Origin of the sequence: Thalassotalea euphylliae (assembly GCF_003390335.1) — a bacterium.
GTDB classification, from domain to species: Bacteria; Pseudomonadota; Gammaproteobacteria; order Enterobacterales; family Alteromonadaceae; genus Thalassotalea_F; species Thalassotalea_F euphylliae_B.
Window position 1 is genome coordinate 4048568 of sequence record NZ_QUOU01000001.1, and the last position, 17753, is coordinate 4066320.

Below are 17753 nucleotides of genomic sequence, written 5' to 3' on the forward strand. Positions count from 1 at the left end.
AATGAAAAAATTTCCTATTAGTGTGCTTGTCGCTTTTATTGGTGCGGCCAGTATTTTCGCGGCAGTTTCTTTTAATCAAGTACAAAGTACTGGTGGGCCTAATCGTCAGCCACCTAAAGCGCAAGTTAAAGTGCCAGAAGTCGCCGTTGTTCGCGCCCAACTACAACAAGTACAAGCCAGTATTAAAGGCTATGGTGAAGTACAAGCACATTATCGCTTAAATTTAACCGCGCAAGTCAGTGGTAAAGTTAATCACTTGGCTGACCATTTTGCCACTGGTCAACTGTTTAACGAGGGCGATGTTTTAGTCACTTTAGATCAACAGCCTTATTTACAGGCATTGGCCGACGCCAAGTTAACGCTGGCAAATGCAGAACTTGCTTTAATTCAAGAGCAGCGCAATAGCAATCAAGCCTTGGCTGAATGGCAGCGTTCAGGCTTAGCTGAATCTGAAAGCGCGTCTGATTTGGTACTGCGCAAGCCTCAGCTAAAAGCAATGCAAGCGCAAGTAGAGTCAGCCCGTCGCGCAGTAAACAAAGCTAAGTACGATTTAGCCCAAACCGAAATTCGCGCGCCGTTCAATGGTGTTATTGTCAGTCGCGATGTGCAGCCGGGTAGTTATCTGCAAATGGGCGCGCAAGTGGCCAGTATTTACAGTACTGATTTAGCCGAAGTACGAGTTTTGCTCTCTGAGCAGCAGTGGCAAAACTTGCCAACCCGTGAACAAGGTTTAGGGCTTGCTGCCGAGTTATCAAGCCCGAATAGTGCTCAGCGCTGGCCTGCGAAAGTGACTCGTGCCGAAGCGCATTTAGACAGTGACAGCCGCCAACGGGCAATTATTGTCTCGGTTTCAAAACCGCTGGCACAAGCAACCCCGTTGCACGACGGCACTTTTGTCGATGTTGAAATTCAAGGTAAAGCTCTCGATCAGGTCTGGCAGTTACCGGCATCAGCACTGACCCAGCAGGGCAATATTTGGTATGTCGATGGCAATCAAGAGCTCCAGCACTTTGTTCCGCAAATTCAATTTAGTCAGGGCAATGCCATTTATATCGCGCCATTTGCCGAGAATACTGAGCTTAATATTGTCGCTAAACCCTTGAGTAGTTATTTACCGGGGATGAAAATGAGCGCTAAAGTTAACACTCAAGTTAGTGTTCAAGCCAAGACTCAAGTTAAGACAAGTGCTGAGGTGGCCTTATGAGTACAGTGCGACAACATCAGCGCGGAATTATCGCTTGGTTTGCCGGTAACCCAGTTGCCGCTAATCTGTTAATGCTCACTATTATTACACTTGGCCTAATGTCGTTTGACGGCCTCCGCAAAGAAGCTTTTCCAACCCGAGAAGCGGATACTGTTACCGTTAGCATGAGTTATAACAGCGGCGATGCTTTTTTATCTGAGCAGGGTATTACCTTAAAAATTGAAGAAGCGCTAGCTTCGGTCAGCGGTATTAAACGGGTCACGTCGGTGTCAAATGCGAGTGGCGCTCGGGTGAGTATTGAAGGCCAAAGTGGTTACGATTTAGATACGCTACTGCGCGATGTTAAAGCGAAAGTCGATGCGATTTACGCTTTTCCTAGTGAGGCTGAAAACGCAGTAATTGCTAAACAGCAAAGGTTAAATCACGCTTATTCGGTGAAAATTTACGGCGATAGCGATCGCCAAACCCTGCAAAATCTCGCCCAGCGCCTCAAAGTTGAATTGCTCGCCAATAGCCAAATTAGCAGTGTGACCATTAGCGGTGAAGCCGAGCCGATGATTTCGATTGAAATTAATGAAGCTAAGCTTAAAGCCTATGGTTTAAGCCTAAGTGATATTTCAACGGTCATTAATAACGAGTCGGGCACGGCACTGCAATCGAGTTTGCGCAACGCCGATAAAGTGATTCGCTTAAAAGCCGCTGAGCAGGCCTATTATCAAGGTGATTTTGCCCAAATCCCACTAAAAACCACCAGTAATGGCGGCGTTGTTCGTTTAGGCGATGTTGCCGATGTTAGCGACACTTTTGCCGACGACAGCTTTGTGTTATCTCGCTACAACGGTCAACCGGGAATTGGCCTTGAAATCAAGGTTGATGAACAAGGCGATGTTATCAAAATTGTCGAGCAAGCCGAGCAAATTGTCGAAAAATTTAAAAGCAAAGCGATAGTGCCACAAGCGGTTAGCGTTGAAACTTGGTACGACGGCAGTGTTTTGATTAAAGACCGCTTGAGCCTGCTAATGAAAAATGCGCTATCGGGCATTGCTTTAGTATTTATTGTGTTAGCGCTGTTTTTAAACTTGAGAGTAGCGCTATGGGTAACGGCGGGCTTGCCGTTTATTTTCTGTGGCACCCTGTATTTTATGACCGGTACTTGGACCGATATGTCGATTAACGAAATGACCACTTTTGGTTTTATTTTGGCGCTTGGTATTGTTGTCGATGATGCGGTTGTGGTTGGTGAGAGTATTTACAGCACCCGCCGAAGCGAGGGCGATACTCTCGCAAGCACCGTTCGCGGCGCGCAGCGGGTCGCGGTGCCAACTATTTTTGGTGTTTTAACCACGGTCGCTACTTTTATTGCTTTGAGTAATGTTTCAGGCGGTATGGGTCGGGTTTATGCTCAGTTTGCCGTCATCGTCACTATTTGTTTGTTGCTCTCGGTGGTTGAATCGAAACTGGTGTTGCCAGCGCATTTGGCGCATCTCGACACCCATAAAAAGCCAACGTCGGGCTGGCGTGGATTATGGGCAAAAGTGCAAGCGGCGGCAGACAGCAGCTTGCAGTGGTTCAACAATAAAGTTTATCGACCTGTAATTGCACTGGCGCTAGAGTTTCGTTATGGCGTAGTGCTGTTATTTATCGCTATTTTTATTATTGTTACTGGCATGCCACAAACAGGGGCAGTGCGGGTCGCGTTCTTTCCAGAAATCCCCGGTAGCGTAGTGCAAGGTAGTTTAACCATGCAGAACGATGCCAGCTATGGTCAAACCCGCGAAAACCTGTTGCGTCTTGAACAAACCGCCATTGAGATTGATCAAGAGCTTAGCGGCAGCAACGAGCTTGGTATTGGCACTATTGAAGTGATTGCCAGCGACGACTTAACAGGCTCACTAGTGGTTGAGCTAAATGCTGATGCCAGCTACAGCTTGCGCGATTTTGCCAACCTGTGGCGTCAGCGCACCGAAACTATGGCAGGAGTGAAAAAACTCGATATTAAAGCCCGCTTTGGCGGTGGCGACAATTTTAAAGTTGAACTTAAAGCGTGGGATACCAGCACAATAAAGCAAGCCGGCGTTGAGTTTAAGCAAGCGTTACAGCAAATTAATGGCGTTAGCGGTATCGACGATAACTTTGACTCTGGTCAGTCGCGACTAAAGTTTGAGCTGACTGAAGCAGGACAAGCCATGGGTATGAATACCGCACTGTTGTCACGCCAGTTATTACAAGCTTTTGGTGGTGAAATTGTCCAGCGCTATCAGCGCGGTAAAGACGAAGTCAAAGTACGGGTACGCTACCCAGAAAGCGCCCGCCAAACCGTTGCTGACGTAATGCAAGCGAGAGTACGGACGCCTGATGGTGATTCAGTGCCGTTGTCGTTGGTGGCAAGTGTTAGTTCTGAATTTCAACAAAATGAAATTACGCGGATTGGCGGTTTACCTGCGGTTTACGTTGCTGCCAGCGTCGATAAAGACATTATTTCATCCAATGAGCTAGTACAGCAGTTACAAGCGGGTTTAGTACCTGAGCTGCTGGCGAAATACCCTGATTTGTCGATTCACTTTGCCGGCGAAGCCGAGCAGCAGGCTGAAACCACTAACTCAATGACTCAGCTGTTTATTTTGGCCATGCTAGCGATTTACATTTTGCTGGCAATTCCATTGCGCTCTTATGTTCAGCCGTTAATTATTATGACCGCGATTCCGTTTGGTTTAGTCGGTGCCATTTTAGGACATTGGATGAATGATATGATTTTAAGTATTTTATCGTTTAACGGTATTGTAGCCCTGAGTGGTGTTGTAGTTAACGACAGCTTGTTATTGGTCTCGCGTTTTAATGATTTGAAAAAGCAGGGCTTGGCAATTAGCGCCGCGATTACTGAAGCCTGTACTGGTCGTTTGCGGGCGGTACTACTGACTTCAATCACCACTTATGCTGGCCTAATGCCACTACTTAGTGAAACTTCGGCGCAGGCGCAATTTATTATTCCAGCGGCGGCTTCATTGGGTTATGGGATTTTATTTGCTACTGTTATTACCCTAATTTTAGTGCCATCATTGTTACTTATTCACCACGATGCTGAGCAGTTTTTAACTCGACTGTTGAGTGCTAAGTCACAACCAAAAGAGCAAATTCAATGTTAAGTGTATTATTGGTAGAAGATGATATCGATTTAGCGCTCACCATTGTTGAGTACTTAGCGCTTGATAATATCACTTGTGATCATTGTACTAATGGCGTTGCCGCCATTGAGTTGGTAGCAAAAAATTCCTATCAAGTTTTATTGCTCGATATTAATTTACCGAAAATGAATGGCCTTTCGGTTTGCCAAAAGTTGCGCGAGCAAGGCCAAGATTTACCTGTGTTAATGCTGACCGCGAAAGACAGTTTGCAAGATAAACTCGCTGGCTTTGACGCTGGCACCGATGATTACTTAGTGAAGCCGTTTGAACTTGAGGAGCTTTGCGCGCGCATTCAAGTACTGGCTAAACGCCGCAGCGGTCAGGTTAAACAGCTCAGGTGTGGTGACTTAAGCCTTGATTTAAACAGCAAGCAGGGCTTTTATCAACAGCAGCTGGTTAAGCTTACGCCAACCACGTTTAAGCTTTTGGAGCAGTTGATGCGTGCCAGTCCAGATCCGGTTTCGCGGCAAGCGTTGAGTCAATCAGTTTGGGGCGAAGAACAGCCCGACAGCAACAGTCTTAAAGTTCATATGTTCCACCTGCGTAAGCAATTGAGCCAAGTTGCTAACAAAGAGTTGGTTAGCACTGTGACTGGCTTTGGCTTTGCTATTGCTCCTGAAGAATGAGTTCTTGAATAATTATCCCTGAAGTATTCGCCCTAGATGTCTGCGCAGAATGAATACAGTGAAAATAAGGTTAAGCCGATGAAAATTAATGTTAGCTTGCGCTGGTATATGCTTGCTCTGCTATTAACCCTAATGGTAGCAATATCAGCGTTTTTCTCTTGGCAAGCGGCGACTCATTTTCTCAGTGGTTTTGATGTGATTACTGAGTCGAATATGCGCAATGTTGCCCGCGAAGCACAGTTAAACGAGCGCGGTTATGACAAAATAATCGGCTATAGCGTGGTTAATAACTGGCAGCACATACCACCAGCAATTAAAGCTCACTTTCCAAACCAGCCTGAACAGTCAGGTACTTTGCTAAAAAAATTCGACGACTGGATATATTTTGCCCCGCCAGAAAAGTTCTATTTACTGATGATGGTTGAGTTAAGAAACGGTGAGCTGCGTTACGTTTATCGTTATCGAGATAAGCCACCGCAGCAACCACGCCAATTCGGCAGTATTGATCCTATGGTGAAAATTTTGTTGTGGGGCATTGGCATTGTTTTAGTATTTTGGCTGTTATTGTTAATGATGTTGCGCTCAATTGGCAAACCGATTGTTGCCTTACAGTATTGGGCGAAAAATTTAAGCGCCAAAGACTTAAGTGATAGCTCTACTCAACAAGCTTTACCTGACTTTCGTTATAGTGAACTCAATAGCCTTGCCAGTATTATTTTAGCTGCATTTTTAAAGGTGAAAAAAACCTTACAGCGCGAACAAGAATTTTTGAGTTACGCCAGCCATGAACTAAGAACGCCAATAGCCATTATCCGCAGCAACTGTGCTTTGCTAGAAAAAGTGACTCCCGAACCATCGCAGCAAGAACTGGCGATTCGTCAGCGCTTGCAACGGGCGAGCTTGACCATGAAAGATATGACTGAAACCTTGTTGTGGCTTAGTCGAGAGCAAGAAGAAAGTTTACCCGTAGAAGCGTTTGATTTAGCTGAATTGATTGAATTACTGGGCAATGAACTCGCTTATTTACTGCAAGGCAAAGAAGTTTCTGTTCAGCTAAATACTGAGTCATTTACTGTTACTGCATCGAAAGTCGCGTGTCGGATTTTACTGACTAACTTGATCCGAAATGCTTTTCAGCACAGTTTTAGTGGTGAGGTATTTATTCAACAACAAGCAGGCCGAGTTGAAATCACTAATTCTCTAGAAGCTGAACAAGTTAATGTTAACGCTGAACTCGGCTTTGGCTTGGGGTTAAAATTGACCTCGACCTTGGCAAAGAAATTTAACTGGCAATATCAACGGCAGATTGAAGAGCAAAACCATAAAGTTGTGATTGATTTTGGTTGAACGAATTGCTCTTGGAAACGTTATAAATAGCAATGGGTTAAGTGTTATTATGTTGTGGCTGTAAATAAGTTTAGAGGAAGCTTTTTTAGAATGCTAGATTATAAAAATATTATTTTTTATGCAGTTATCCCTGCGTTAATTGCAGGGCTATTTACCTTGATACCTAAAATTTATGATGAAGTGAGTGAGCCTGAAGCTAAGTTAGAGTACTCGGTACTTAGAGGTCCATCTGTTGAAGTAAGTGGTCAGAATAAATGGATTGTAATGGTTAAAGTCGAAAATACAGGTAAAAAGATTCTTTCAAATGTAGTCGCGCATATTGAGAGTTCAGATACACTGGAGGCCATCGAACTAACTAAATCATCTGGACTATCGCCTCAAATTGATCGAGAAAACGGGCTTAATCTGCGAGTAAATAGAATGCACTCGAATGACTTTTTTACCGTATCATTAATGTTAACGTCTAGCTCTAGGCTTATACACCCTAAGATAGCTTTGCGAAGCGATGAAGTTTTAGGTAACTTAATAATTCATACTCAGGATAGCTCCGAATTTTCGGTGCTAGGCTTTTTAATTCCAACGTTGTCTGTTTTTATTGTGGCATCCCTTGTTTTACGCAAAAGTGAAAATGGAAGAGCTGCTTTGGTTGGCTTTGATAAAATTAATAGCCTGTTCTATATTGCTGCTAAAATGGGGATATCAGATATAGTCCAATTTCTAAATGTATCTGACTCTAATACAACTTACTTAAGGTTTGCTGACTTACTTGTGTATAAAGCTATTAACGATGAATCACAAAAAGATAATGTTATTAAAGGCCTTAAATCCTTACTTTTAATTGGGGAAGTTGCAGATTCAACAATAGAGCACATAGAGAGACACATAGAGAACTTAGAAGAAGTAATGTATAACTCAGAGGAAATTGTAAGGTTAAAAATCCAATCGCACTCAATTGAAACCTCACTGGAACTAAGAAATGCTATAGATTAGTTGTTTGCGTCTATCGTGTACTAAATTGACTCAAGCAATTTAATCGAAAAATTAGAGCATAGGCCCCAAGTACTCAACAGCTCTAGACTAAGCTCGCTGTTTTACCCACTGCAATGGCCTCATCTATTACCATCATTAAAGTGAAGTTTATTAATAACATCTTGGCTAAGATAAGTATCACCAGCAGCCACTTTTTCAATCCCCGTTAGCAGCTCATCTGAAGCGGCACGCTTAGAGATATAACCTTTTACGCCAGCATCAAGCGCGTTGGCAACGTATGGATTGTGATCATACATACTGACGACGATAATCTTTAATGCGGGAAACTGAGCTGCACAGTATTTCGCTAACTCAATACCGTTTTTATCAGGTAAAGAAATATCAACAATAGCAATCGATAGTTCATTTTGATGCTGATGTAAAACGTCAATGGCGCTTTGATAGCTATCGGCCTGACATATCACCTGCCAGTCTTTTTCCGTTTCAATAAGCCGTTTAAAGCCATCGTGTACCAGTTTGTGATCATCAATTAACGCCAGTTTCATCCTTTAAAGTGACTCCTTGCTACAACTTTTTGTTAAACGCTGAAAGTGTCGATTATGTGAACTGGTTTAATTGAGCCGGACACTTTAATAAAGGACAATGTTCCAATATTGAGGTGTTAAATGACAAAACGAAAAAACAAAACCTATACAACCGAATTTAAACAAGAAGCTGTAGCTTTAGTGACTGAGCAAGGCTATACGGTCTCACAAGCCGCAGCCTCTTTGGGAATTACAACTAAACTCATTTATAACTGGAAAGCGAAACTTGAACAACAACAAGCTGGCAATGCGTTAAGTGAAGGTGAACGAGCAGAGCTAAAACGACTGAGAAAAGAAGTTAAAGAACTCAAAGTGGAGAAAGAGATCTTAAAAAAGGCAAGCGCCTTCTTTGCGAAAGAAATGAAGTAAAGTACGAGTTCGTCAAAGCCAATAGTCAGGCTCATGACGTCCGCAAGATGTGTGCTGTGATGCAAGTCAGTCGCTCTGCTTACTATGCATGGCTCAAACGGCCAGCCAAGTTAATTACGGCAGAAGAGCTTCATTTATATCGGCGAGCTAAAGCGCTGTTTAAACGCAGTCGTGAAAGCTTGGGCTATCGCGAGCTACATAAAAACTTACGCAAAGAAGGCTTTGAAATTGGTAAGCACAGAACTCGAAAGCTCATGGAAGCGTTGAACCTGAAAGTAAAGCAGCGAGTTGCCTACAAGGTAACAACGAAGCGTAAGCATGCTGATGCAGTTGCAGATAATTTGCTTAATCAGAACTTTAATCCGTTGGGGCCAAATCAGATTTGGGCTGGTGATGTGACTTATTTAAAAACAGGCGAAGGTTGGATGTATCTTGCTGTTGTGATGGATTTATATTCTCGACGCATTGTTGGTTGGCATATAGATAAACGTATGACGACTGACTTAGTGATGAAAGCCATGATTAGGGCTTATAACCTGAGAAAACCAGCTAAAGGCTTAGTATTCCACTCTGACCGAGGCTCTCAATACACCAGTAAGCGTTACCGTCAGCTGCTCGAACAATTTGGTATTCGAGCGAGTATGGGTGATGTGGGAGCCTGTTGGGATAACGCAGTAGTGGAGAGGTTCTTTGGCAGTTTGAAACATGATTGGTTACTTAAAGTGGCTCAACCTACGCGTGAGCATATGAAAAATGATGTTGTCGATTATATGAAGTATTACAACTTAGAAAGACTGCATTCAGCTAATGGTGATCTGTCACCAGTAGAGTATGAAAATTCTTTTAGAAAAGTGTCCGGCTGGAGTTGACCAGAACAATGGTAACAAAATTATTGCAACGCTCGTCTAAGAAATTTTCTTAACTGATTAAGAAATTGAGTAATTTTTTCTTATTCAGTGACTTTCTATCATATTGGTATGCTCTCTTATACCAATTGAAATAATTATCTGACCACCTTGATCCAATCGCGAGTACAGAGTTTTTTCACCCTATCAATATCCGAAATGAATGTATTCCAGGCCACTGAGACTTGTTCTACTATTTCATCAAACCCGCTGAATACACGATTAGATAAACAGTGCTGGCGTAACCATTGCCACACTTGCTCAATTGGGTTTAGCTCTGGTGAATAGGGTGGCAACTTGATTAGCGTAAGATTAGAAAATGGACTAGCTGTATCCATTGTATGCCACCCCGCACCATCAATGATAACCACCGCATGTCTACCCTGAGGTGTAGCTTTGGATATTTGAGACAAGTGCTCTGTCATCATCGCTTTATTGACGAGCGGCGTAATTAGCGCTTCGGTTTGGCCTGTCGAAGGGCAAACAGCACCAAATAAATAGCCGTAGTCAAACTGCTGTTGTTTAACCGCCCGTGGACGACTTCCTTTTTTCGCCCACGTTCTTGTTACTTGATTTTGCTGGCCAAAACGAGCCTCATCTTGGAACCACACATCAACGTCTTCGGGCTGGACATGCCATGGGGTGTTAAGGATCGTTTCCAGTCGGAAGGTTTTTAAAAACCGCTTGGGCTTGTTCGGATTGCTTAGGATGCTTGGAGCGGCTCGTTATCCAACTAAAGCCGAGCGCATGGAGCAGGTGATAGATATTGCGTAGTGAATAAGTCACATCAAATTCTTGAGCAATGAACTGTTGAATATCTTCCCCAATCAGTCTACCGCCACTGTTTTTTTCTGCATGGGACAACACAAATGCTGACAGCTGATTCAGTTGCGCTTGTGAGAGTTTGGAGGGTCTCCCCTTGTTTACTTTGGATTGCAGCCCTTTAAGCCCTGCCGATAGGTAGCTGTTAACCCATTTATTAACGCTGCCTCGAGCAACACCGAGTAATTGAGCTATTTGCGCTCTATTTTGACCAAGTGAAAAGTGATAAATGGCGAGCAACCTCATTCGGACTCTCGCGTTACTTTCTTGTTGGGCGAGCTTTTTTAATTCTGTTGGGTGATGCATGCTGATCTACTGGTTGAAAAGTCATGGCTATTAGATCACATGTTTATTTCAATTGGTATTAGTCAGTCACGGATATGATCGCTACAGCCGCTAAACAACCTACGATATGTCATCAACCAGCCAAGGCTGCTGAAAATAGTGATGAAGATAAAACAGCTATCATTATCGAAGCAGTAAGCAAAATTTCAGTAATGGAAGGACTTACCGAGAGGTTTGGTAACATTACCATTCACTTACATTCGTTAGGTACTTCGGCATATCGTATCGAATGGTATAGCCGCATGACAGGTGCATCTACCAGTCTCGCACGTATCGCCAATAAAAAGTATGTCGTTATCAAGCAATGGGCGAAAAATAAAACGTTGCCAACTGTATCAGCTGACTTTGATAGCCGAAAATCAGCGATTATGCACTTTATCAACAATGTCGATATCATCAACACGCCGCAAGATGTGACGTATGAAGCAAAAGAGTTCTGCCTAAACTTGTTCACTAAACAAGAAAAGATGATGCCTATTGATAATCCCAACTTTCCGAAGCTCAGGCTTCAAGGGGCTATTGGTAAAATCGTTGAAGTAAGGTGTAATTCAGAAAAAGAAGTGATTGCCGAGGGTGTATTGCTACAAATTCTCGGCAATAAAGCTGAGCTGAAAATCACTAAACGGTATGCGCTTAAAAAGAAGAAACACATTCAAACTTTTATGATGCAGCGGGTGTTTTTGAAATAGAGTTTAGGTTAACGAACTTGCATCCGTTCAATTTTAAATTCAGATTCGTCACCGTTATGGATAAATAACTTACCATAACCAACAAACGGCGTTTCAAATTCTATTTTACCTCTGCCGCTAACACGATGGTCAGCATCAGTGCCTTCCCAAGAAAATTCCATTTCAGGGATACGGTGACTGACTCTTACATCAAGCCAACCTTCAACAGCACAAAAGGCAAATCGGCCTTGGTTATCTTGATAAAAGTCAAAATGGCCTTGCTCATTCATATCAACCATATCTTGCGACCACAACTCCATTTCAGTGATCCGCCACTTACCAACAAAGTCGTGCATATCAATTACCTTTATTATTTCTCAGCAGCAACCACCGAAATTTCTACAAGTAGCGCCTCACGCGCCATATCAGCGGTAACACAAGCGCGAGCTGGTGCGTGATCTTCTGGCACCCAAGCATCCCAAACAGCATTCATTTCAGCAAAGTCTTTCATTGTTTTTAAATAAATCGTCGCTGATAAAATATGCTCACGAGAACTACCTGATTTAACTAAAAGATCATCTACTTTATCCAGCATAGTTTGAGTTTGCTCAGTGATATCTTTAGTGGCATCGGCACAAACTTGACCACATAAATAAATGACACCGTTGTGTTTAACGATACGGCTCATTCGCTGCTTAGTTTCAATTCGTTCAATTGTCATAGTAAAGTCTCGTATAAATTTTTAGGCTTAATATAACAAAAAAGCCCTGTCCGATTAAGAACAGGGCTTTCGTATCAATGGTACCGGAGGACGGACTTGAACCGTCACGCTCGCAAAAGCAACGGATTTTGAATCCGTCGTGTCTACCAATTCCACCACTCCGGCAAAGGGGTGTAGCAGCGTTTTAAGCTTGCAAAGAAATCTATTTTCGGCTTAAAAATTTATTTCTTTGTAAACTAACTTACTAAATTTTACGTCAGCAAGTTTATATTTTTTCAAAATTCTTTGCAAATCTTTGCAAGGTGAAAACAGTAATGTAATTATTTAATATCAACTAGTTAGCTGTAGACGTTTTCAATTTTTAATCCGTCGTGTCTACCAATTCCACCACTCCGGCAACACGTGACGTTTCGTTAACTAACGAAAGTGTTTGGCATTATACGAAAAGATCTTGATGAATCAATCCTTTTTATTCATTGCTTGGTTTAAGTGGTGATAAATTACCCGAATGCAATTCTATCGCTCTGTAATTCCCACATAATTTATGCGTGTGTCATCTCAAGTACCTGTTCAAGAGTCACTTCAAGGAGCACTACACACTTGTTAATTCGCAATCACTACCGTTAATGCAAATTCCATATAGCACCTACCATTTTGGCTTGCCAGTAAGGCAAGGTATACTAGCGCCTCTCTGAATATACACGATTATACTTTTATATAAGCTATGGCTAAAAACGAAGAAACCACTTTTGTCCGCTACACCGAATTTCCACGCGCCGGCTTTTTCCGCCGTTTCGGTTCATGGGTTTACGATGCGCTTATCGCGATTGCCGTATACATGGTAGCTGGCGCTATTGGTTTTGGCTTATTTGCGCTAGCGGCCAATATCGGCATTGTTGATACCGCTGGCTTTGAACACTTAATTGATGTGAAAGACAGCTCCATTGTGTATCAACTCCTTGTCGATGGTTGGAGCCTCGGTTGGGTTGCCTTTTTCTTTGTTTACTTCTGGGCGCGAAACGGTCAAACCATCGGCATGAAAGCATGGCGATTACGCGTTCAAAACTTGGATGGCAGTGTCATTAGCAAAAAAACAGGTTGGCAACGCTTAGTGCCTACCTTACTTGGCTTGGGCAACTTGTGGTTATTTATTGATTGGAAAAACAAACTCAGCCTACAAGACAAATTAACACAAACCGAAGTGGTCGTCTTATCACTGGCGGCAAACGAACCACGACGTTAAGTCTTTTATTTCCTGCCTTTGTACTTTCACGCGATTTTACTCGGGCAGCAAACCAAAAGAGCAGCGATTAGCTGCTCTTTTGGTTTTGGAAGGGCTTAATTTGAATGATAGTAGCTTGAAGGTATTGCTTAACCCATTAAAAATAACTCTCTATGGCGTAGCTATTCGAGCACTGCCTAGGCTTTTCGTTTCATCAAAAACAGGGCAATACCGACAAACACTATACTCGGCATCACGGCACCAATTACTGGCGGTAATTGATACACTAAACTCAAGCTACCAAACATCTGGTTAGTGATGTGGAACAATAAGCCCGTAAGCACCCCCATCATAATACGAGCGCCCATTGATACCGAGCGCAGCGGCCCGAAGATAAACGACAAGGCCACCAACAGCATCACGGCAACTGTCAGCGGCTGCACGAGCTTGCGCCAAAAGGCTAACAGATAGCGGCTTTGGTCTTGATCATTTTGTGATAAGTATTCCAGATAACTGACAAGCCCTTGTACGGAGAGCGATTCAGGTTTTACTGTTACGACACCAAGTTTTTCTGGGGTCAGGCTTGATTGCCAAGCCAAGGTGTCGAACTGCTGCTCAACCACGGCACGCTCTGTGACTTTCGTGTCTTTAACATTGCTCAGCTGCCACGCGCCATTGGCAAATGTTGCCGACTCGGCCGATAGCCAGCTTTCCAGCTTGAGGGCATCGTCAAAGCGATAGACCTGCACTTTGTTTAGCGTGCCTTGGTCTTCAACCTCAGTGATGTGCACAAAATAATCACCGTCTTTCGCCCAAACACCATTTTTCGCGGAGATTAAGCTGCCACCAGAGATTGCCTGAGCCCTTAATTCCCGTGCCGAGGCTTCACCAGCAGGTGCTAACCATTCCCCCACAGCCATCGACACAATAATGAGTAAAACAGCCGTTTTCATGGCTGATTTGACAATCGCCAGCTTTGACAAGCCAGCGGCCTGCATCACCACCAGTTCACTGTTGCTCGCCAGCATACCTATGCCAATCAAGCCACCTATCAGCGCCGCCATTGGGAAGAATATTTCAATATCTCGCGGCACGGCGTAAAGCACGTAAAGCGCCGCATGTGCCAACTCGTAATCGCCACGGCCAACATCGCCCATCTGTTCGACAAACTTGATAATGCCACTCACACTGACAAAAACCATCAGCGTGATAAAAGTGGTAGAAGCAATAACACGACCAATATAAGCATCTAAAATACGCATAACTATTGCTCCCCTACACCGCTGTTACTTGCTGGTTTTACGTCGGTTTCTCGCCTATTTTTTGAAGCTTTGGGTAGCCTTGCCTTCAAGCGCAGCCCACTAGTTCGACTCTTCATTAATAAGCTCGCACCAAGCGCTAGCGCAATTAAATGAACAGGCCACAAGCCAACGTAATAAGGTAGGGCATTACCTTCGACACCAGAGCGCATCGCAGTAAGCAGCAGGAAGTAGGCTAAAAACAATAAAAGTGCAGGGAGTAGTTTGGCAAACTTGCCTTGCCTTGGGTTAACCACAGACAGCGGCACCGCGACTAAGGTTAAAATAAGACAAGCGAGCGGAAAGGCTAAACGCCATTGAATCGCCGCTTGCGCATCTTGCGAGTCATCAAGCAAGAGATCTTCGGTAGCAATCGCACTGATTTTTCGGCGTTTATGCTCCACTTTTTGATCTTGAATTTGAATGTAGTATTTATCAAAAGCGACGGCGCGAAACTCGCCTGAATTAATATCACTTTGATAACGAGTGCCATCTTCCAGCACTAAGCGCTGTGAGCCAGATTCTTCTTCCACAACGCGCCCTTTATCGGCATACACTAAGCTTGAGTTAATCACACTTTCGGTACCGCCCACTTCACTGGGCAGCTGAGCCACAAAGACTTTATTAAGCGAGCTATCGGCTCTGTCTTTATCGTGAATAAAGACTACCGCTTTCTTGTTACCAGTTTTCTGGAAACGGCCGGCGACCATAGCGCTGATGCCGGAATCGGCGGCTAGCTTTTCTTTTACTTGATATTCATATTCTGCCGCCATCGGCGCCAGATATAAGGTAAAGAGGCCAGTAAAAATCGCAGTGATCAAACTCAGCACTAAGGTAACGCGCACCACATACCATTCGCTGACCCCACAAGCGTGCAATACCGTCATTTCACTGTCGGCATAGATTCGCCCATAGGCGAGTAAGACACCAAGGAATAAACTCAGCGGTAATAACATACCGGCTAAATCAGGCATTTTTAAGCCGATAAACATCATGACTAGATGCCCGGGAATGCCGCCTTCTGAGGCATCATCGAGTAATCGAACAAACTTCTGACTAATAAAAATGGTCATCAACACAAAGAAAACTGCCAGCTGAGTTTTGGCCACTTCCTTTAATAGATAACGAAATACAATCACTTAAACCTCAAACGGATAACCAAGATTAAAAACTTAGTTTTTTTCTGACAATGGGACAATTTTTAAGTAAAATTGCTATTTTTATACATAATTGAACGTACTTGCGCATAGCAAACCCGTTGAATGTGGCTATAATTATAGCCCTTAGCCCTATCTAATTCATAGTAAACTAATATGTTAATTAGATATTTTAGCTAGTTTATCTGTCGTTAAAGTAGAGTTCCAACGCTTTGTTTGGGTTATTTGTTAAGGTCAGAGGCGGGTAAACATAAGTGAAATAAGATTTCACACTAATAAAGCAAGCAATCCAGTAGGAGAATTCATGGAATTTAGTGTAAAAAGTGGTAGCCCTGAAAAACAACGTAGCGCCTGTATTGTCGTGGGCGTATTTGAGCCTCGCCGCTTATCAGCTACCGCTGAACAACTAGACGAAATTAGTGAAGGTTACATCAGTAACTTGCTGCGCCGTGGTGACCTAGAAGGTAAATCCGGCCAAATGCTTTTACTTCACCATGTACCAAATATTTTAAGCGAGCGCGTGTTGCTTGTCGGTTGTGGTAAAGAGCGTGAATTAGACGAGCGCCAATATCGCCAAATTATCAGTAAAACCATCAATACTTTAAACGAAACAGGTTCGATGGAAGCGGTGTGTTTCTTATCTGAGCTGCATGTTAAAGGGCGTGACACCTACTGGAAAGTGCGTCAAGCGGTAGAAGCAACGCAAGACTGCCTCTACAGCTTTAACAGTTTAAAAACCCGCAAAGAAGAACCTCGCCGCCCGTTGCGTAAAATTGTTTTCAACGTACCAACGCGCCGTGAATTACCTATCGGCGAGCGCGCGATCACTCATGGTTTAGGTGTTGCTGAAGGTATTACAACCTGTAAAAACGTGGCGAACATGCCACCGAACATTTGTAACCCTGCTTACCTTGCCGAACAAGCGACCATTCTTGCTAACGATTACGACAAAGTAAGCACCGAAATTATTGGCGAGAAAGAAATGGAAGCGCTTGGTATGGGGTCATACCTTGCCGTTGGTCGCGGCTCGGCTAACGAGTCGATGATGAGCATTATCAACTACCAAGGCGGCGATGCTGAACAACCACCAATCGTATTGGTTGGTAAAGGCTTAACCTTTGATTCTGGTGGTATTTCCATCAAGCCAGGTGAAGCCATGGACGAAATGAAATACGACATGGGCGGCGCAGCTGGTGTCTTAGGTGCGATGCACTCACTAGCGGAATTAGACCTGCCAATTAATGTGATTGGTGTATTAGCGGGCTGTGAAAACATGCCAGATGCTAACGCTTATCGCCCGGGTGACATTTTAACGACCATGTCTGGTCAAACCGTTGAAGTATTAAATACTGACGCCGAAGGCCGCTTAGTGCTATGTGATGCATTGACCTACGTTGAACGCTTTGAGCCAGAAGCCGTGATTGATGTCGCCACGTTAACAGGGGCTTGTGTCGTTGCCTTAGGTAAACACGCAACGGGCTTGATGAGTACGCATAACCCATTAGCACATGAGCTACTTAATGCTTCTGATCAAAGTGGTGACCGCGCATGGCGTTTACCTTTGTGGGATGACTACCACGAGCAATTAGAAAGCCCATTTGCGGATTTCACTAACTTAGGTGGTCGTGCTGCAGGTGCTATTACTGCCGGTTGCTTCTTAGCGAAATTTACTAAGAAATACCACTGGGCACATTTAGATATTGCTGGCACGGCATGGCGCAGCGGTGGTAAAGACAAAGGTTCTACGGGTCGCCCGGTTAGCATGCTAACCCAGTTTTTACTCAACAAAAGTGGTGCCGAGCAAGGCGAGTAATACGCCTACTTTAACACTCAATAAAACGTTAGGTTGACTCGCGAATGCAAACCCAAGCAGTTTTTCATTTGATGCCTGATGGCAGTAGCGAACAAGCAAGATTACATTATGCCTGTAGCTTAGCGGCAAACTACTTTCGCCAGCAACAAAAGGTGTATATTTTCACCGAAGACCAGCAGTTGGCGCATCATGTTGATGAACTTTTGTGGTCGTTTGAGCCTGACAGTTTTGTACCACACAACCTAGTGGGCGAAGGCCCTAAGCAGGGGTCGCCAGTTGAAATCGGCTGGCAACCACCACGCGGAAGACGCGCAGTGCTAATCAATTTAGCGCAAAACATGCCTGTGTTTGCCAACCAATTTTCACATGTAATGGACTTTGTACCAGCACCCGAGCAAGAAAAACAGCTTGCCCGCGAGCGCTTTAAAACTTGTCGCCAGTTCGGCTTTCAAGTCGACACGCACGCCGTATCGACTTAGCCTTAGTGAGTTAGACATAGC

At 43.9% G+C, this 17753-nt stretch carries 16 protein-coding genes and 1 tRNA gene; 10 read left to right on the forward strand and 7 right to left on the reverse strand.

The annotated features are described in order from the left end of the window. Position 1 precedes the first annotated feature (1 nt). From DXX93_RS17630 to DXX93_RS17650, 5 genes are all read left to right on the forward strand, one after another. Positions 2-1204: an efflux RND transporter periplasmic adaptor subunit gene (locus DXX93_RS17630; protein WP_116009257.1), complete on the forward strand. Its 1203-nt coding sequence runs from the start codon at positions 2-4 to the stop codon at positions 1202-1204. Next, the gene (locus DXX93_RS17635) at positions 1201-4347 is read left to right on the forward strand and encodes an efflux RND transporter permease subunit (RefSeq protein ID WP_116009258.1); all 3147 of its coding nucleotides are present in this window, start codon (positions 1201-1203) and stop codon (positions 4345-4347) included. The genes DXX93_RS17630 and DXX93_RS17635 overlap by 4 nt, the downstream gene beginning before the upstream one ends. After that, on the forward strand, positions 4341-5012 hold the full coding sequence (locus DXX93_RS17640; RefSeq protein WP_116009259.1) for a response regulator transcription factor: 672 nt from the start codon (positions 4341-4343) through the stop codon (positions 5010-5012). The genes DXX93_RS17635 and DXX93_RS17640 overlap by 7 nt, the downstream gene beginning before the upstream one ends. A gap of 78 nt (positions 5013-5090) precedes the next feature. Further along, positions 5091-6359, forward strand: a complete 1269-nt coding sequence (locus DXX93_RS17645) for a sensor histidine kinase (protein WP_181902257.1) — start codon at positions 5091-5093, stop codon at positions 6357-6359. A gap of 90 nt (positions 6360-6449) precedes the next feature. Further along, positions 6450-7349, forward strand: a complete 900-nt coding sequence (locus DXX93_RS17650; RefSeq protein WP_116009261.1) for a hypothetical protein — start codon at positions 6450-6452, stop codon at positions 7347-7349. Between the two features lie 119 nt (positions 7350-7468). On the opposite strand, the gene DXX93_RS17655 is transcribed toward DXX93_RS17650, so the two are convergent. Beyond that, positions 7469-7894 (reverse strand): response regulator, encoded by a 426-nt coding sequence (locus DXX93_RS17655; protein WP_116009262.1) that lies wholly within the window; start codon positions 7892-7894, stop codon positions 7469-7471. Positions 7895-8014: 120 nt separating this feature from the next. Between DXX93_RS17655 and DXX93_RS17660 the strand changes: the two genes are divergently transcribed. Beyond that, positions 8015-9171, forward strand: a protein-coding gene (locus tag DXX93_RS17660) for an IS3 family transposase (RefSeq protein ID WP_116007661.1) whose coding sequence is annotated in 2 segments (ribosomal slippage) — positions 8015-8258 and positions 8258-9171 — 1158 coding nt in all. Because the reading frame shifts where the segments join, the coding sequence is not laid out codon by codon here. A 134-nt stretch (positions 9172-9305) separates the two neighbouring features. Here the strand turns inward: DXX93_RS17660 and DXX93_RS17665 are convergent. Continuing rightward, positions 9306-10335 (reverse strand): IS630 family transposase gene (locus tag DXX93_RS17665; protein WP_441351376.1). Its coding sequence is split into 2 segments (ribosomal slippage): positions 9306-9875 and positions 9877-10335, totalling 1029 coding nucleotides; the frame shifts between segments, so codons are not numbered across the junction. Between the two features lie 74 nt (positions 10336-10409). Here DXX93_RS17665 and DXX93_RS17670 point away from each other — a divergent pair. Beyond that, positions 10410-11063 carry a hypothetical protein gene (locus DXX93_RS17670; RefSeq protein WP_116009263.1) on the forward strand — a complete coding sequence of 218 codons (654 nt, stop codon included), beginning with the start codon at positions 10410-10412 and terminating at the stop codon, positions 11061-11063. Positions 11064-11071: 8 nt separating this feature from the next. On the opposite strand, the gene DXX93_RS17675 is transcribed toward DXX93_RS17670, so the two are convergent. The 3 genes from DXX93_RS17675 to DXX93_RS17685 all read right to left on the reverse strand — a co-directional run bounded on the left by DXX93_RS17675 (position 11072) and on the right by DXX93_RS17685 (position 11928). Further along, positions 11072-11398, reverse strand: a complete 327-nt coding sequence (locus DXX93_RS17675; protein ID WP_116009264.1) for a hypothetical protein — start codon at positions 11396-11398, stop codon at positions 11072-11074. Between the two features lie 14 nt (positions 11399-11412). Further along, positions 11413-11763, reverse strand: coding sequence for a RidA family protein (locus tag DXX93_RS17680; RefSeq protein WP_116009265.1), 351 nt, complete (start codon positions 11761-11763; stop codon positions 11413-11415). 78 nt (positions 11764-11841) lie between these two features. Continuing rightward, positions 11842-11928: transfer RNA gene (locus DXX93_RS17685), tRNA-Leu, on the reverse strand. A 559-nt stretch (positions 11929-12487) separates the two neighbouring features. On the opposite strand from DXX93_RS17685, the gene DXX93_RS17690 reads away from it, so the two are divergent. Then, entirely contained in the window at positions 12488-13006 is a 519-nt protein-coding gene (locus tag DXX93_RS17690) for an RDD family protein (protein ID WP_116009266.1), read from the forward strand. Between the two features lie 176 nt (positions 13007-13182). Here the strand turns inward: DXX93_RS17690 and lptG are convergent, their stop codons facing one another. Next, positions 13183-14247, reverse strand: coding sequence for an LPS export ABC transporter permease LptG (lptG, locus tag DXX93_RS17695; RefSeq protein WP_116009267.1), 1065 nt, complete (start codon positions 14245-14247; stop codon positions 13183-13185). 2 nt (positions 14248-14249) lie between these two features. After that, entirely contained in the window at positions 14250-15422 is a 1173-nt protein-coding gene (gene lptF / locus DXX93_RS17700) for an LPS export ABC transporter permease LptF (RefSeq protein WP_116009268.1), read from the reverse strand. A gap of 322 nt (positions 15423-15744) precedes the next feature. Between lptF and pepA the strand changes: the two genes are divergently transcribed. Both pepA and DXX93_RS17710 read left to right on the forward strand, forming a co-directional pair. Continuing rightward, positions 15745-17253: a leucyl aminopeptidase gene (gene pepA, locus DXX93_RS17705; protein WP_116009269.1), complete on the forward strand. Its 1509-nt coding sequence runs from the start codon at positions 15745-15747 to the stop codon at positions 17251-17253. Between the two features lie 44 nt (positions 17254-17297). After that, positions 17298-17732 carry a DNA polymerase III subunit chi gene (locus tag DXX93_RS17710; RefSeq protein ID WP_116009270.1) on the forward strand — a complete coding sequence of 145 codons (435 nt, stop codon included), beginning with the start codon at positions 17298-17300 and terminating at the stop codon, positions 17730-17732. Positions 17733-17753: the final 21 nt, after the last annotated feature.